This window comes from Gluconobacter sp. Dm-62, assembly GCF_018256155.1.
Lineage (GTDB): Bacteria > Pseudomonadota > Alphaproteobacteria > Acetobacterales > Acetobacteraceae > Gluconobacter.
In genome coordinates this window covers 53,859-69,844 of record NZ_JAERLY010000005.1, presented here as the reverse complement: position 1 = coordinate 69,844, position 15,986 = coordinate 53,859, and the positions used below count along the sequence as shown (strand labels likewise).

Annotated in this window: 13 protein-coding genes and 1 pseudogene; 6 read left to right on the top strand and 8 right to left on the bottom strand. The window is 56.7% G+C overall.

Features of this window, described 5'->3' with window-relative positions; translation table 11 throughout:
- The 5 genes from JK202_RS07560 to JK202_RS07540 all read right to left on the bottom strand — a co-directional run bounded on the left by JK202_RS07560 (position 1) and on the right by JK202_RS07540 (position 5,969).
- The gene (locus JK202_RS07560) at positions 1-1,104 is read right to left on the bottom strand and encodes an ABC transporter ATP-binding protein (RefSeq protein ID WP_211559791.1); all 1,104 of its coding nucleotides are present in this window, start codon (positions 1,102-1,104) and stop codon (positions 1-3) included.
- A gap of 53 nt (positions 1,105-1,157) precedes the next feature.
- The gene (locus JK202_RS07555; protein ID WP_211559789.1) at positions 1,158-1,985 is read right to left on the bottom strand and encodes a carbohydrate ABC transporter permease; all 828 of its coding nucleotides are present in this window, start codon (positions 1,983-1,985) and stop codon (positions 1,158-1,160) included.
- A 1-nt stretch (position 1,986) separates the two neighbouring features.
- Positions 1,987-2,895: a carbohydrate ABC transporter permease gene (locus JK202_RS07550; RefSeq protein ID WP_211559787.1), complete on the bottom strand. Its 909-nt coding sequence runs from the start codon at positions 2,893-2,895 to the stop codon at positions 1,987-1,989.
- A 27-nt stretch (positions 2,896-2,922) separates the two neighbouring features.
- Positions 2,923-4,251 carry a sugar ABC transporter substrate-binding protein gene (locus tag JK202_RS07545; protein WP_211559785.1) on the bottom strand — a complete coding sequence of 443 codons (1,329 nt, stop codon included), beginning with the start codon at positions 4,249-4,251 and terminating at the stop codon, positions 2,923-2,925.
- A 71-nt stretch (positions 4,252-4,322) separates the two neighbouring features.
- Positions 4,323-5,969 (bottom strand): FGGY-family carbohydrate kinase, encoded by a 1,647-nt coding sequence (locus JK202_RS07540; RefSeq protein WP_211559783.1) that lies wholly within the window; start codon positions 5,967-5,969, stop codon positions 4,323-4,325.
- Positions 5,970-6,253: 284 nt separating this feature from the next.
- Here JK202_RS07540 and JK202_RS07535 point away from each other — a divergent pair, with 284 nt between their 5' ends.
- From JK202_RS07535 to JK202_RS07525, 3 genes and pseudogenes are all read left to right on the top strand, one after another.
- Positions 6,254-7,024, top strand: coding sequence for an SDR family oxidoreductase (locus JK202_RS07535; RefSeq protein ID WP_211559951.1), 771 nt, complete (start codon positions 6,254-6,256; stop codon positions 7,022-7,024).
- A gap of 132 nt (positions 7,025-7,156) precedes the next feature.
- A complete protein-coding gene (locus JK202_RS07530; RefSeq protein ID WP_211559781.1) occupies positions 7,157-8,500 on the top strand; it encodes a gluconate:H+ symporter in 1,344 nt (447 codons plus the stop codon).
- Positions 8,501-9,432: 932 nt separating this feature from the next.
- Positions 9,433-10,620: pseudogene (locus JK202_RS07525) on the top strand (IS3 family transposase).
- A 287-nt stretch (positions 10,621-10,907) separates the two neighbouring features.
- Here JK202_RS07525 and JK202_RS16400 read toward each other — a convergent pair.
- Together JK202_RS16400 and JK202_RS07515 are read right to left on the bottom strand one after the other, a co-directional pair.
- A complete protein-coding gene (locus JK202_RS16400; RefSeq protein ID WP_283091787.1) occupies positions 10,908-12,158 on the bottom strand; it encodes a hypothetical protein in 1,251 nt (416 codons plus the stop codon).
- Positions 12,159-12,242: 84 nt separating this feature from the next.
- Complete coding sequence (locus JK202_RS07515) at positions 12,243-12,545, bottom strand: hypothetical protein (protein WP_211559779.1); 303 nt, start codon at positions 12,543-12,545, stop codon at positions 12,243-12,245.
- A 1,276-nt stretch (positions 12,546-13,821) separates the two neighbouring features.
- On the opposite strand from JK202_RS07515, the gene JK202_RS07510 reads away from it, so the two are divergent.
- The 3 genes from JK202_RS07510 to JK202_RS16495 all read left to right on the top strand — a co-directional run bounded on the left by JK202_RS07510 (position 13,822) and on the right by JK202_RS16495 (position 14,866).
- The gene (locus tag JK202_RS07510) at positions 13,822-14,340 is read left to right on the top strand and encodes a helix-turn-helix domain-containing protein (protein ID WP_211559777.1); all 519 of its coding nucleotides are present in this window, start codon (positions 13,822-13,824) and stop codon (positions 14,338-14,340) included.
- A gap of 101 nt (positions 14,341-14,441) precedes the next feature.
- Positions 14,442-14,669 (top strand): AbrB/MazE/SpoVT family DNA-binding domain-containing protein, encoded by a 228-nt coding sequence (locus tag JK202_RS07505; RefSeq protein ID WP_034880294.1) that lies wholly within the window; start codon positions 14,442-14,444, stop codon positions 14,667-14,669.
- Positions 14,669-14,866, top strand: coding sequence for a hypothetical protein (locus tag JK202_RS16495; protein ID WP_349291840.1), 198 nt, complete (start codon positions 14,669-14,671; stop codon positions 14,864-14,866). Before JK202_RS07505 ends, JK202_RS16495 begins: the two co-directional genes overlap by 1 nt.
- 353 nt (positions 14,867-15,219) lie before the next feature.
- On the opposite strand, the gene JK202_RS07495 is transcribed toward JK202_RS16495, so the two are convergent.
- Positions 15,220-15,843 (bottom strand): competence protein CoiA family protein, encoded by a 624-nt coding sequence (locus tag JK202_RS07495; RefSeq protein WP_211559774.1) that lies wholly within the window; start codon positions 15,841-15,843, stop codon positions 15,220-15,222.
- Between the last annotated feature and the right edge of the window lie 143 nt (positions 15,844-15,986).

Genomic DNA, 15,986 nt, shown 5'->3' with positions numbered 1-15,986 from the left:
TCAGGCAGCGAGCGGGTGACGGTGACAGGCTTCGAAGGCCAGACCGTCGGGCGCGAAAAGGTGACAGTTGTGCGGGGGCAGGGTCAGGCTGACGCGGGTGTCTACATCCGTGAGAGCAGCGCCGTCCGTCTGGACGACGATGATTTCCCCGTCCGGCATCCGGACGTGGACAAGTGTGATGGCCCCGAGGCGTTCGATGACTTCCACGACGCCGCTGTTCGGACCTGAGGACGCCAGCTCGACGTGTTCGGGGCGGATGCCGACCGTCACCTTTGTTCCTGGCAGAAGGCCCGGGGAGGTGACGGGGACGTAGAGGCTCGATCCATCCCGCAACTGCACGCTCGATCCGGCGGCGTCTCCGCCTTGGAAAATAGCCGAGAAGAAGTTCATCGGCGGGGAGCCGATGAAGCGGGCCACGAACAGGTTGCGCGGGTGATGGTACAGTTCGAGCGGGGAGCCGATCTGTTCGACCACGCCTTTCTGCAGAACGACGATCTTGTCCGCCATGGTCATGGCTTCGACCTGGTCATGGGTCACATAGATCGTGGTGGCGCCTAGCTTGCGGTGCAGGGCCGAGAGCTCCACGCGCATCTGGCCGCGCAGGGCGGCGTCGAGGTTGGAGAGCGGCTCGTCGAACAGGAACACTTTCGGATTGCGCACAATGGCGCGCCCGATGGCGACACGCTGACGCTGACCGCCGGAAAGCTGCCCGGGCTTGTGGTTCAGATAGGGTTCGAGCTGGAGCGTGCGGGCGACATGCTCGATTTTTGCACGGCGCTCGGCTTCCGGCATGCCGGACAGTTTGAGGCCGAATTCCATATTCTTGTAGACGTTCATGTGCGGGTAGAGCGCGTAGGACTGAAAGACCATGGCCAGACCGCGTTTGCCGGGCTCTACGTCGTTCATGCGATGCCCGTCGATCAGGAGGTCGCCGGAGGTGATGTCTTCCAGTCCTGCGATCATGCGCAGGAGCGTGGATTTTCCGCAGCCTGACGGGCCAACGAAAACCACGAATTCGCGTTCTTCGATCGACAGGGAAATGCCCTTGATGATTTCTTCCGTAAGGTAAGTCTTGCGGAGATTTTTGAGTTCGACAGTCGCCATGGGTCAGGCCCCGTTCGTGTAGAAAGAGTGAAGGGAATGAGCCGGGATCAGAGTCATTTGACGGCTCCGAAGGTCAGGCCGCGGACGAGCTGTTTCTGGCTGATCCAGCCGAAAATCAGGATCGGGGCGACGGCCAGGGTGGAGGCCGCGGACAGTTTTCCGAAGAACAGCCCTTCGGGAGAGGAGAAGGATGCGATGAAGGCTGTCAGCGGAGCTGCGTGCGAGGAGGTCAGGTTCAGGGACCAGAAGGCCTCGTTCCAGCACAGGATGAGCGACAGGAGTGCTGTGGAGGCGATGCCGGGCAGGGCAAGCGGCAGGAGGACCATCGTCATTTCCTGCCAGCGTGTGGCACCGTCCATCCGGCCTGCTTCCAGAATAGGCGCCGGAACTTCGCGGAAGAACGTGTAGAGCATCCAGACGATGATCGGCAGGTTCGTGAGCATGTCCACGATTACAAGGCCGGTACAGGTGTCGAGCAGATGCGTGTTGCGGGCAAGAAGATAGATCGGAACCAGCACGCCGACGGGGGGCAGCATCCGGGTCGAGAGCATCCACAGCAGGGTGCCGCGGGTGCGCTTTGACGGTATGAAGGCCATTGAGTACGCCGCCGGGACGGCCAGTGCGATGGCAATAGCTGTGGCCCCCACCGAGACGATCACGGTATTCAGCGCAAAGTGCCAGTAGCTTGCCCGTTCGAACACCTCGGCATAGCTGCTCAGCGTCGGCATGAAGAACAGTTTTGGCGGCGTGGAGATGGCCTGGACTTCGCTTTTGAAGCTCGTGAGGATCATCCAGAAAATCGGGAAGAACAGCCAGAGCGCGATGCCCCAGCCAAGGATGGTGACGCCGATCCGGGTGCTGGTTTTGGTCTTGAGCGCCATGTCAGGCCTCCAGATTGCGGGCTACGGCACGCACCAGAAAAATTGCAACGATATTGGCAATGACGATCGCAACCACGCCACCCGCGGATGCACCGCCCACGTCGAACTGAAGCAGGGCGCGGGAATAGATCAGATAGGCGAGATTGGTAGAGGCCACGCCGGGGCCGCCCGCCGTGGTGACGGAAATTTCGGCGAAGATCGTCAGCAGGTAGATCGTCTCGATCATGACCACGACGCTGATGGCGCGGCCCAGATGCGGCAGGATGATGTAGCGGAAACGGGCGATCGGCCCTGCGCCGTCCATGCGGGCGGCTTCGCGCTGTTCCCCATCCAGAGACTGTACGGCCGTCAGCAGGATGAGGACCGCGAAAGGCAGCCATTCCCAGGCAACGATCATCATGACGGTCATGAGCGGAAAGCGCGCCAGCCAGTCAATCGGCGTGAGGCCCACGGCCCGCATCATGGCGGAATAGACGCCATAGATCGGGTGCAGCATCAGGTTTTTCCACAGCAATGCCGAGACCGTGGGCATGATGAAAAACGGCGAAATGACCATGATGCGGGCAATGCCGCGACCGAAGAACTCCTGATCGTACAGGACTGCCAGAAGGGTGCCTCCACCGACGCTGATGATCAGCACCCCGGCAACCAGTACGAGCGTGTTCAGCAGGGAGTGCAGGAAATCGGGGTCTGTCAGCAGGTACCAGTAGTTGTCGAGCCCGGCGAAGCCGTGAAGCGTGGGGTCAACGAGATTGTAGTTCTGCAGCGAGTACCACAGGGTCATGACGAGTGGGACGATCGACCAGACCAGAAGGATCAGCACGGACGGAGAGAGGAGCAGGAAACCTGTCCTCTTCGTGGTCCGGGCTGTCGCCCCTGCGGGCGGGCTATGTTCGAGTACGGCCTGCATGGCGTTCTTAACCTTGATCAGACGGCGTTAGCGCGCGCGGCCGGACTGACGGAGCGCTCGGGTGATCGAAGCCTCCGCGGAGGTCAGGGCCTGATCGACTGTCATCTGGTCGGACAGGGTCGCGGCAACGGTCTGGCCGACCTGCGTGCCGATAGCCTGGAACTCCGGAATGCCGACGAACTGCGCGCCCGTGTAAGGGCGTGGCTGTGCGGTCGGGCCATTAGGATCAGCCGTTTTGATCGCGTTCAACACGAAGGAGGCGAAGGGCGCGGCCTTGGTGTATTCCGGCGCGGCATATGTTGACGCGCGGGTTCCAGCAGGAACCGCGACCCAGCCTTTCTGTGCGGCGACCAGCTTCACGTAATCCTTGGACGTGGCCCATGTGATGAAGGTCTGGGCATCCGCGCTCTGATGGGAACTGACGGGGACGGCAAGGCTCCAGCTCCACAACCAGGTCGGACCTTTGCCGTAGGGGCCTTTGGGGGCAGGGGCAAATCCGACTTTGTCCGCAACCTGCGACTGCTTGGGATCGAACAGCAGGCCGCCTGCGACCGTGGAATCGATCCAGATCCCGCAATGACCGCTGGCGAACAGGGCCAGGTTTTCGTTGAAGCCATTGGACGTGGCGCCCGGAGGACCGTCAGCTTTCAGGGCCGAGACGTACCAGTTCAGGGTCGCTTTCCAAGCGTCGGATGTCATGGTCGGTTTCCAGGACATGTCGAACCACTGCGCGCCGAACGTGTTGGCGAGCGACGAAATATAAGCCATGTTTTCGCCCCAACCGGGCTTGCCGCGCAGGCAGATGCCATAGACCTGATTGCTCTTGTCCGTGATCTTGTCGGCGAACTGACGGATCTGGTCGTAAGTCGGGGTATCCGGCATCGTCAGACCAGCTTTCTGGAACAGGTCCTTGCGATAATAGGTCATGACGCTTTCCGCGTAGAACGGCAGGGCATAGAGCTTGCCATCCGCAGTCAGGCTATCACGGACGGTTGGCAGAATATCGTTCACGTCATAGGCGGCATCGGGCTTGATCTCAGTAAGCCAGCCCTGTTTGGCCCAGATCGGTACTTCGTAATTCCCGATGGTCACGACGTCGAACTGGCCGGTTTTCATGGCGATGTCAGTTGTGACGCGCTGACGCAGAACGTTTTCTTCAAGCGTCACCCAGTTCAGGTGAATGTCCGGATGGGCTTTTTCAAACTCGCTCGAAAGCTGACGCATGACGATCATGTCGCCGTTATTCACGGTGGCAATCGTGAGAGTGCCGGTGGCTTGGGCGCTGGACAGTGTCGAGCCCGTGAGCAGAAGGGCGAGAGTGCAGATGGCGGTACGGGTTGATTTCAGACGGGTCATGGAAATCGGCCTCTGGAAAAGAAATGCGGATATGTTTTCAGGTATGGGAGAAGCGGAGTGGGGGAAGAGCTTCAGGGCGTGCTCTCCTTTTCCAGAACGTCACGCATCTGCTGACGCCAGATGATCTGGTTCGAGAGCATGTCATGCGTGATGTTGCGCTTGGCGGCGTGATACGCAGCGACGCGCGGGGTGGGGAGGATCTCGTCTCCGGCATGGCTCATCCGCGCCATGGCCTGCCGCAGGTCGGTGTATGTTCCGCTTGCAACGGCACCGAGGACGGCGGCACCCAGAAGAACGGAATCCGGCTCGGCAGGAAGCAGGATGCGGCATCCGGTTGCATTGGCGTGTTCGCGGAGAAAGACCGGATTCTTGGTGCTGCCGCCGGTCGCGAGGATCGTATCGATGCGATAGCCCTGCGCGTTGAGGGCCTCGATGATGTCCTTCGTGCCGTAGGCAAGACCCTGCACGGTGGCGAGGTAAAGCCGGGCGAGATCATCGATCGTATCGGACAGGGTGAGGCCGCTGATCATTCCGGTTAGATCGGGATCAGCATGGGGAGACCGGTTTCCGTGGAAATCCGGCAAAACATGCAGCCCAGCCGTGATTGTTCCCGGCAACCTGTCGCTTTCCAGCTTTTCGATCCGCGCATTCAGCAGGGCATAGATGCTGGTTCCGGCGTCTTTGGTTTCCTGCATGAGTGTGGAGCCGAAGGTATGGCTGGAAATAATGAAGTCGATCAGGGCACCCGTGGCGGACTGTCCGGCTTCGTTCAGCCACATTTCGGGGACCATTGCGTTCCAGTAAGGGCCCCATACGCCAGGGACGAAACGTGCCTCTTTCGAGACCGCCATATGACAGCTCGAAGTGCCGCAGATTAGTGAGATTGAGCGCTCAAGTTGATCATCAGACAAAGAACCTTCCGTATTGAGACCGAACAGGCCGATGCCACCGGCATGGGCATCGATCGCCGACACACCAATGGGGATCCCGGCCAAGAGGCCCATTTCCGTAGCTGCTTTATCGCTCAAGCTAAGGTCCAGAACACCGCCTAGGGGACGAATGTCATTTCCGATGCGCTTGAAGTTGTCAGCAACAAGTTCTTCCAACCCAACCGACCTGAAATAGCCTTCGTCCCAGCGCTTCTCGTGGGCGAGATAGGTCCATTTGCAGGCTGTTGAACAAGCCGAACGCGACTGGGAACCAGTTGCACGCCATGTCAGGAAATCGGGAAGGTCAAAAAAGTAACCCGCCTGATGATAAACTTCAGGAAGGTGACGCTTCAGCCAGAGCAGCTTCGGTGTTTCCATCTCGGGAGAGATCTTACCACCTACATAACGCAGGACTTCGTGGCCACCACGATTGATCTCCCGTGCTTCCTCTACGGCGCGATGATCGGCCCAGAGGATGACATCTTGTCCGGGTTCGCCGTCCAAGTCGATTGACAGGCCATGTCCCTGCTCATCAAGGACAACAAGAGAGCAGGTTGCATCGAAACCAATGCCGATAACCTGATAAGGCTCCTCAAGCATTGCCAGAGCCCGGCGGGTTGCTTCGCAGACCGATGACCAGATATTTTCAGAGGATTGCTGGGCGTATTCAGCCCGAGGTGTCCATGTCTGGATTTTCTGGACAAAAGCTGCCTTCTTCTGCCCGTCAAGGGTGAAGAGACCTGCGCGCGCGCTGCCTGTGCCGACGTCAATTCCAAGAACCAGATCCATACATTCACACCCAGATCAGAGAAGCAGCGTCTGCATGACAGATCATGCAGACCTGAAGTTCCGTACGACACCTGATCGTGATTAAATATCACATATCACCGGCATGAACTATCATTTAACGTGTTACATATAACAATTAAGGTGTCCATATGCATGTGAGATATTTTTCTTACAAAAGTTTGGTACCTGCGTGACGAGCTGCGTTGCAGGCACGTGGAGTTGTTGTTCCCTGAGCGGTTCGGACTGCTAGGAACAGGGAAATAGTGATTTTCGAGGTTATCAATATGCCCCATCCCGATCTTTTTTCACTTTCCGGTACGCGCGCACTTGTGACAGGAGCATCGCGCGGAATCGGTCTGACTCTGGCAAAAGGGCTGGCGCTCTACGGCGCGGAAATCGTCCTGAATGGTCGGCATGCAGAAAGTCTGGACGCGGTTCAAAGGGACTTCAATTCAGCGGGCTTTAAAGCCAGTACAGCTGTTTTCGACGTGACGGATCAGGATGCGGTGATTGACGGTGTTGCTGCGATCGAACGCGATCGGGGGCCGATCGACATTCTCATCAACAACGCCGGGATACAACGACGCGCACCGTTGGAAGAGTTTACGCGAAAAGACTGGGATGACCTGATTTCGACTAATCTCAATGCTGTTTTTTTCGTGGGACAAGCTGTTGCGCGGCACATGATCCCACGGGGGCGTGGCAAGATCGTCAATATCTGTTCTGTGCAGAGTGACCTCGCCCGGCCGGGTATCGCACCCTACACGGCCACCAAGGGCGCGGTTAAAAATCTTACAAAAGGCATGGCGACAGACTGGGCTCGGTATGGTCTTCAGATTAATGGACTGGCGCCGGGATATTTTGCAACGGAGATGAACCAGAAGCTTGTTTCTGATGAGGCATTTACGGAATGGCTTTGCAAACGCACCCCCGCCGGGCGCTGGGGACAGGTGGAGGAGCTTGTCGGCGCGGCCGTGTTTCTGTCTTCGTCGGCCTCAAGCTTTGTAAATGGTCAGATGCTGACTGTTGATGGCGGAATTACCGTATCACTTTAGTATTTTGAATAAGATCCCCGTTTCAATGTCTGTAAAGCGTGGTACGGGGCGTTGTCTGTCAGGTTTGTGATAGGACGGTTTTCGACACGAACGGCGTTCTGGTCGGGGACACCAGAAGGAAGTTATCACCGGATGAGCTCAATCTTCGCCATCTCGCTTGCGACCGCTGCTATTGCATCCGTCGTGATCCTCATTGCCCGTCTTCGAATTAATCCATTTATTGTGCTTTTTTCCGTCTCAATTCTATTGGCATTGATTGCCGGAATGCCCGCGGACAAGGTCGTAGGATCTTTCGAAGCCGGGGCGGGCCATGTTCTGGGGCATGTCGGAACTGTTATTGCACTTGGGACCATGCTCGGAAAAATGCTGGCTGAGTCTGGCGGAGCTGATCGTATTGTCCTGACCATATCGTCGATTTCGGGTCGCCGACATGTAGATTGGGCGATGATGCTGATCGGGCTTCTGGTCGGTCTGCCGGTATTTTTCGAAGTTGGGTTTGTTCTTCTAATTCCGCTAGCCTTTGTTTTGGCAGATCGTACCGATACGCCTTTGCTGCGTGTCGCTCTCCCCATGGGTGCGGCGCTGTCCATCACGCATGCCCTGATTCCGCCCCATCCAGCCGCACTCCTGGCACTGAGCGCCTATCATGCTGATATTGGGCGCACTATTCTCCTCGGTGTTCTGATCGGAACCCCGATCGCAGTCATAGCGGGCCCCTTGTTCGGTCGTTTTGCTTCAGCGCGCGTAATACCAGTCGGGGTCAATCCACTGGCAAAGCAGTTTGTAAATAGTGAGCCTCCCACCAATCTTCCGAACTTTGGTGTTACGGTTTTCACAATCCTGTCGCCAGTTATTCTGATGCTTGTTGGATCTACAGCGGATCATATTGCTGCTCCGCACACGACATTGAACACTGTATTGCGCTTTGTCGGGAATACTGACATTGCGCTTCTATTAGCTACGTTGTTGTCATTTTATGTACTTGGACAGGCACGAGGCTTTTCGCGCGAGACAATTCTGCGATTTACGAATGAATGTCTTGGACCTACCGCACTGATCATGCTTCTCGTTGGAGCGGGCGGTGGTTTTGGGCGTGTTCTGGTTGATAGCGGTGTATCGCGTTCCATTACGGATGCCGCTCTTGGCGCCCATATGCCGTTGCTTGTTCTGGCCTGGATGCTTGCAGCTATTGTCCGTGTTGCGTGTGGGTCTTCCACTGTTGCGATGGCAACGGCCTCCGGTATTGTAGCGCCGATCCTTGCCCGCTCCACCGGGGTCTCACCTGAACTCATGGTTCTGGTAACTGGCGCGGGTTCGGTTGCTTTTGGTCCGATGAACGATGCCGGCTTCTGGCAGCTGAAGGAATATCTGGGGCTTACAGTCCCTCAGACACTGAAAACATGGTCTGTTCTTGAGACATTGATTGCGGTCTGTGGGTTGGTTTTGTGTATGATAGCGTCAATATTCGTTCATTGAGAGTGATTTTCACTATTGGAACACGGAAAAATTAGAACCCTACTTGATTAGGTCAGGTTTGTGCCGAGATATATTTTGACTACAGTAAATAATTGTTCTCTCAGCATTTGATCGTCAGCCATGTCGAGGTATGGACTTAAGATATGGCCTGACGCCGGAAAATAGCCCGGTCTGACCAGCTTTATTTCGGTGGCGAGTGAACTCGCGTCTCGCACCAGCTTTCAAGCACTGTCACACCTGAACTGGAGATGATGATGTCCTATCCTCAGCGCGTCAGTGAATTGCCCAACCCTCGGCCACCAATGCCGCCAGCCCCGCCCAAGCCCAACCCGTATCCACCTCCGGGTGAGGATCCCCCGCCAATGCAGGAGCCACCCAATCTGGTGAACTAACAAGCAACCCGAGGAGAGCCGGGTTTCTTTTTGTCTCAGATGAACCTCTGGTTCGCGTGGTGCTTGAATCATTTTGCAGGAGGGCAAATCATGTCCATTCCAATTGACAAGTGCACCACGAAGCCAGCTCTCCCTTCAGTAAGCCCTGATCCCAAACTGCATGACACCGGTCTTGTGGAGAACGCTGACAGGCGGCAGCCTGATCCACCATTGCAGCGAGCAAAGCCACACCAATATCGTATTCGTCCTCTGGGTAGGTTTCTTCCGCCGTGGACATCGCGTTGAAGCAGACCTAACCGAAGCGGGCGCGTGTTGGGTTCAGGCTGCTCCTGAAAATTGAAAATGCGAAAAGTCAGCGGTTGTCTGACGCAGGTCAGGGGAAAACGGGTCGTATGCGTCCTCAGAATAATTGAAGATAAAGCGACACCATGAAGATGCCCGCGCCCGCCTTGGCTGGAAATGAGGTCATGCAACCTGAGGTGGTCCCCGTTTTTCGGACAGGGCGATAAGCTATAATCCGACCTGAGACAGGGCGGGTTTATGGGCAAGGTTACGCGGAAACGGTATTCGGGTGAGTTCAAGTCCGCGGGTCGCGCTAGAGGCGATCCGGGGTGAGCAGACGCTGGCGGAACTGGCGTCGAAGCACGGCGTGCATCAGACGATGATCGCCCAATGGAAGCGCCAGGCGATCGAGGGCATGGCGAGCCTCTTTTCTGGCAAGGCAGCACCGGAAGCGACAGCCAGCCCGGCCGACGTGGAGAAGCTGCATGCGAAGATCGGCCAATTACCGGTGGAACGTGATTTTTTGCGCGATGCCTCTGTTCGGTTGGGCGTGATCAGAGGCGGCAAATGATCGACCTGAAACGGCCTCGGCTTTCGGTCGTGCGGCAATGCACGTTGCTGCAACTCAACCGATCGGGCGTCTACTACCGGCCTGTGCCAGAGAGCGAGGTGAATCTCGAACTGATGCGGCTGATCGACGCGCAGTTCCTGGAGACACCGTATTACGGATCCCGCCAGATGACCCGGCATCTTCGTCGTCTCGGCCACGATGTCGGCCGCAAGCGGGCTCGCCGGCTCATGGCGCGAATGGGCTTGCGGGCGATCTATCAGAAGCCGCGCACGACCGTGCCCCATCCGGAGCATCGGAAATATCCGTATCTGCTACGGAATCCGGTCATCGACCGGCCCAACCAGGTATGGTGTTCCGACATCACTTATATCCCGATGCGGAAGGGCTTTCTCTATCTGGTGGCGGTCATGGATTGGCACACGCGCAAGGTGCTGTCCTGGCGTCTGTCGAACACGATGGATGCGGAATTCTGCGTCGAGGCACTCCGGGATGCGCTGGTGCGCTACGGCACCCCGGAGATTTTCAACACGGACCAGGGTTCACAATTCACGACGCCCCGGTTCACCGAGGTCCTGGAGCGACGCCAGGTTCGCATCAGCATGGATGGGCGCGGTCGTTGGCTGGACAACGTGTTCATCGAACGTCTGTGGCGGTCGTTGAAATACGAATGTGTCTATCTGCACGCATTCGAGACCGGATCGGAGCTACGGGCCGGGCTTGCCGGATGGATCGCCCATTATAACGAGCAGCATCCGCACTCGGCACTGGCTGGACGCACGCCCGATGAGGCGTATCATGACGTGCCGACGCCATCTGGTCCGGGGTTAACCCCGGACCAGATGGCCAACAGCAGCGCCGTCAGAATGGCGGCATAACGACAACCGGGTATAGCTTATCAAGCCCACAAAACTGTCCGAACGGACGGGTCCACCTCGGATGTTTGAGATCAATGGCTCCGGATGCCGATCCAGATTCTGCCTGACAGTATCATTTTTCCTATATGGCGCCTTGGCATGACTAAACTACTGTCCGGGCTCTGGCATCCGGTCCATCCTTCGGCTGATATCTGTCAATATTCCGAAAACTGGCAAGGGCCTGACAGATCGTAACAGCTGCGGCCAATCCGACCAGAGGGCAAGAAGCCCGCAGAATGCCAGCGCCCTTATGTCAGCGTCTCCCCACCCATTCCGGTCCAGACTTTTGTGTCCGGGTTCCACACGGCCATGACGCCTTGCGCGCCGCCGTTGATGGATTTGTCTGTCACAAAAGCCATGACCCTCACATCCGGGGAAGGTAGGTCTGCAAACGCGTAGGAAGCCGTCCCTATAGCGCCAGGCCAGACGAAGCACGCGTTTGATCCGCCCATGAATGTCAGTTTGTTGTAGGACCACTGCCCGAAGACATAACTTCCAACGTCATCTTTGAAGGTAATGGTTGCCCCACCGCCTTGCAGTGTTACGCCGCCTTTAACAATACCGCCGTTCGCGAGCGAAAGAGTGTCAGCGGCATCTGCAGGCGTGAAATCGAGCGCGGCCTTAATGCTGTCAGCCGTCACGTCAGCGTCTGAGCCAGCTGGCCCTGCAGGCCCCACTGGGCCAGTATCTCCCGGTAACCCTTGCGGGCCAGTTGCTCCCGTCGTGCCAGTGTCACCTTTCGCGCCTGTTTCTCCGGCTGGCCCCTGAGGTCCGGTAGCACCATCTTTTCCTGCCGGACCGGGTTCTCCTTGCGGACCTAAAGGACCGGCAGGGCCAACGGGACCAGTGGGACCTTCTGGCCCTGCTGTGCCCGAGCTCGACATCCACTCCGCCAGTGTCTGGGTCTTATCAGAGGACGTGACATTCAGGCCTGATCCGTCGCCGGAGTAGGATTCCGCTGCGACACTCTCGAACGCCGGCGTGCCGACTGGGGCCTCATCCTCTGTCGCCATGACCACTTGCCCGTTATCCGAGTAGCCAGCCGGCAGCACCGCAGTGCCAGCGATCATGACTTTACCGTTTGTCAGCGTATCAGCTGGAAAGTCCGATGGCGGGGCGGTCGCGGCTGTCAGGTTCGTGACCTGAAGGGCAGTCATCACGGAGTAGACACGACCCTGTGCAGTTATGACTTCCAAAAGGACTTTCTGGGTCGTATCCGGCTGACCGCTGGCGAGAAACATGACCAGCTGTGTGCCTGCTACGGCACTCCACATGATCGCAAGGGCATAGTCTCCACCCGGGCCCGTGATGACTGTTGCCGACTTGATCGCGGCCAGAGTATCGTCTGTGCCGACCAGAAGTGCGGAGAAGTCCAGTGTATAGTCCAGACAGTCAGCAGAAGATTTTGGGGCGAAGATGACCTGAGAGACTGTCCCATTGCTTCCCTGCAGAACGATTGTTCGCAGCGGGGAGGGGGTCAGATTGTGAACCGTCGTCATGCTACCCTCACTTTGGTTACGAGCGTGTTAAAAGTCGCAATGGAGATGAACAGCGGGGTATCCATGCCAGAAGCAGGGAAGCAGTTACGCATTGGCGAGAAGCTCCGTCTGGGTCGAAAAAGGATCAGCGTCCATGTTGAGTTCGGCCATCAGCTTGCTCTCTATGGCGGTCACAATGTCGGTAATGCCGTTGAAGGCTTTGACGAGACCGGCTTCGATTGCCACCAGGTTCGGGTAGGGGGCTATATGCGGAACCAGTGTCCGGCCTGGCACCGATAAGGCCGTGCCTATGAGCGCCAGATCCTGTGCGACGGCATCATTCCCATGCTTACCCGCCAAGGCGGATAAGAGCGTCTGTAGAGACGTCAGAGAATTCAGAATAGCCACAACGGCCTCCCATAAGAAAAGGCGCCCCGAGGGGGCGCCATGGACAAAACCGGTCTGGCAGCATGTTTGCTGCCAGACCGGGAATCACGATACGGAACCAACGCCCGATGAGCGGCCAGTCGGCTAGGTTTTAGCTGCTTAGCCGCCTTGGGATGGGGCGAGGCCAAGACCAAGCCTAACTTGGCCCCCTCAACGACATAGCTGGCATTGGTTGGGATGTTCAGGGTTATGACGTCGTGGCGCGCTTGGGTGTTAGTACTCCTCCGTTGGACTGCGTCGGAGAGGCGGCCGTGAGCAAGAAATTCGGGATCAAGACGATATCGCATCCTTACTGCAGAGGCAGATACTGCAGGACCATCTGGACTACAAACATCCAATCTATTTTCAGTTCTCCAAAATTGGAAAAGACGCCAAAGAGCAGCATGGCCATAGCGACAACAAACCGCGCGCGCCAAGAAGAGTGTTGCGTCAAGCTGCAATGACGGTCCAAGACAGACTAATGCGTTTTTCGTTTACAGCTCTTGCGCTGCCCACGGTGTTGTAATGGGTCTTTCAGTATAGAACGCTGAGCATCAGCAATAGCTGGTAAAGGGAGGCTTAAACGTCATCATTCACACAGGTGTATGGACGGCGCCGGACAAGGCGGACGGCGTCCACGATGCTGCTAGCATTCCGCTAGGACGTCATCCCGCATGATGCCCGTCACACTTGGGCAAGCATGCAATATTGCCTGCACAAGGATCTGATGCGACTCAAGGCTGACGGCGGGTGGGGTAACATCACGACGGTTACGCGCTACGCCAAGGTGATGCCAGAGGCTTACCGGGCCGAGATATTGGCATGCCTGGGCATCAGGGACTGAACTCGCCATCCCCGATTCGCATGAGCGCGCAGATGCCGAGAATAGTGCACGGATTTGCTCGGTCATATCCGGCTTTATGCGGTATAAAACGGCTATAAGCAATCCATGCTAATCAGCCCAATGGACTGAAAGGATCTCTAAAAACTCTATATTTTTAAGGAGTTATCGCCGGACCGAGTGGTGGGCGCAACAGGGATTGAACCTGTGACCCCTACCATGTCAAAACCGGCTGACCCCAACGAAATCAGAGACTTACAGAGTCAAACACGTTCAAAAACGGCACGCACGATCAAGGAAAAATCGTGCAATGCGTGCGAGTAGCGTACTAGAAACTGATTCTGTTGTCACGAATCTCCGGACCTTTCAGGAAAGTTTTTTTCACAGCGTTCTGGTTTCAAACGGGAGTGCGGAGCGATGAGTCGCTATGCTTCCGTTAAGGCAGCTTTCCGCAAGCAGGTTATGAGCCTCTTTTATGAACACAAACTAAAGCCGTCCGAAAAGTCAGTGCTCATGACGCTCGCTACCTTCCTGGGGGCGGATGGGCTCTATCCAAGCCACGATGCAATCGCTCGGGCTTGCCGGTATTCCGTGCGAACGGTCATCCGGGCGCTTGAAAGAGGCTATGAACTCGGACTGGTCGAGCGAACTTATCGGCGCAAGCGGGTTGAGGGGCGATGGGTGAGAACTAGCAATACCTACAAGCTGCTTATCAAGGCCGCTGATCAGGTTCGCGCGGCTGGACAACATATGGCCCGAGCCATTTTCCGTGGTGTGCGGGTTCTAAGTGACAGGATGGCGCAGAAGGCGTCTATAGATATACATATTCAAGAGAAGCGACTGCTTTCAGGGCGTCGATATCCGGAACCGCACGGTCCAAGTCAGTTTTCACCCAGCGAGTGGGTGGAAATCATCAACAGTTGGGAAACCACCTGACCGGCAATTCTGTTTGCGCAGGACTGCTAAGGGCTTTTAGGGCTTGTTACCTCTGATGTGGCTCTGTGACGTATTACGATACGTAATTCGGAGCTAAGTCCATAGAAACGGTCGTCGTTCGCAAACAGGGTAATTCTTTGGGTGTTACCCTTCCGGCGGAAACACGTATCCGTCTTGGTTTGGAAGTCGGGCAGGAACTCATGCTGGTCGAAATGGCCGATGGCATCAAGCTCGTGAAGCGCAATCTTAAGCTTGGGCGCCAGATGGAGATGGCGCGTGAGACACTGCGTGAGCAGGCTGATGTTCTTCAGGAGCTGGCCAAGCGCTGATGCCGGATCTGCTTGAGTTTCTGAAGCGTGATGCGGTGCTGTTCATGCACGATCAGGCTCTGAAGGAATATGGTGGGACACATGGTCTCAAAAGCGAAAACTTGATGCAGAGCGAGTTAGCTCGCGCCGAAAACCGATGGTACTATGATGAGGCGCCTCGACCGGATGCCGCGATTATGGCGGCTACCTACGCTTAGGGCACTGCGCGTAATCGTCCCTTCAGTGACGCCAACAATCGGACAACTTGGAGCTGCTGCATCCTTTTCCTTCGACTGCATGGAACTCGTGTGCAGGTCAGCGTCCCAGATGCCGTCGAAGTCATGGTAGCGCTTGTGTCTGGTACCATTGAGCAAGGCGCGTTCGATTCATGGCTCCGACGTCGTTCCCTGAACGAGTATATAGATAGTTCTAAGTATTGCAGGAGATTGATTGGAAATTCCAAGTAGAATTCATCATTACTACTCAATTATCAAAAGCCAATAAGCATCCATTAAATACACAGATATTTAAAGGTAGCACAATCAAATACCATGGAAAATACCACGCCTTATCAGCCAAGGTTCCAGGAGCCACGACGATATTGATAAGCGCCGTCGAGGATGCCGGCCAGCCATATCGGCACCTTTGCCGTCTTGAATTCGCCGAACTGGACCAACTGCTCACCCTCCGTGTCCAGCATCGCCACCGGTAGCTCAGGCAACATGCCAGTACCGATACCGCCGGGTGGGAACACGTTGCCGAAGTCGCGTTTCAACATCAGGCGCGACGTGGCTTTCCCCAGGGTTATAAAGGTTTGCGGGCGGACCAACCAATAGCATTCGACGGCCGAAGCGGTGTACCGCTCCTGTCGGCGCGTGAAGTCCCGCAGATGCTGATAGGAGCGTTGCAGCTCGATCACGATGGTACGACCAGAAACTGAGAAGAGAACATCGGCTTCCCACTTATCGCCTCTCGGCGATCGGCCCGGCACCTCATCACAACCTTGGATGCCCATGCTGGTCAAGGCGGCTAGCACGGCCGCCTTGCCGGCCTTATGCCATTTCGTTTCAGGCGCAGTGCCGCACTCGTCCGACAAATGAGCGAAGAACGGCAAGCCGTTGATGCTGGTCTTAAGCACTGCTGGTGCCTTGCAGCAAGGCATCATGAAGTCGCCGAGCTGCGCGACCTGTTTCAACGACTCCCACTCAGCGCTGGGGATGGCGGCCGCATCCACCGGCCGACCGTCACGGGTCCAAGCTGATTGTGTCATTTGCACGCCAAACAAAATTTAACGGCGAAAAACCACGCTGTTCTCGCAAATGAGCTACTGCTCATTTC

What these genes read in the sequence shown, in the direction of transcription:
- JK202_RS07560 (WP_211559791.1), bottom strand. Translation starts at nt 1,104, where the DNA reads ATGGCGACTGTCGAACTCAAAAATCTCCGCAAGACTTACCTTACGGAA.
- JK202_RS07555 (WP_211559789.1), bottom strand. Translation starts at nt 1,985, where the DNA reads ATGGCGCTCAAGACCAAAACCAGCACCCGGATCGGCGTCACCATCCTT.
- JK202_RS07550 (WP_211559787.1), bottom strand. Translation starts at nt 2,895, where the DNA reads ATGCAGGCCGTACTCGAACATAGCCCGCCCGCAGGGGCGACAGCCCGG.
- JK202_RS07545 (WP_211559785.1), bottom strand. Translation starts at nt 4,251, where the DNA reads ATGACCCGTCTGAAATCAACCCGTACCGCCATCTGCACTCTCGCCCTT.
- JK202_RS07540 (WP_211559783.1), bottom strand. Translation starts at nt 5,969, where the DNA reads ATGGATCTGGTTCTTGGAATTGACGTCGGCACAGGCAGCGCGCGCGCA.
- JK202_RS07535 (WP_211559951.1), top strand. Translation starts at nt 6,254, where the DNA reads ATGCCCCATCCCGATCTTTTTTCACTTTCCGGTACGCGCGCACTTGTG.
- JK202_RS07530 (WP_211559781.1), top strand. Translation starts at nt 7,157, where the DNA reads ATGAGCTCAATCTTCGCCATCTCGCTTGCGACCGCTGCTATTGCATCC.
- JK202_RS16400 (WP_283091787.1), bottom strand. Translation starts at nt 12,158, where the DNA reads ATGACGACGGTTCACAATCTGACCCCCTCCCCGCTGCGAACAATCGTT.
- JK202_RS07510 (WP_211559777.1), top strand. Translation starts at nt 13,822, where the DNA reads ATGAGTCGCTATGCTTCCGTTAAGGCAGCTTTCCGCAAGCAGGTTATG.
- JK202_RS16495 (WP_349291840.1), top strand. Translation starts at nt 14,669, where the DNA reads ATGCCGGATCTGCTTGAGTTTCTGAAGCGTGATGCGGTGCTGTTCATG.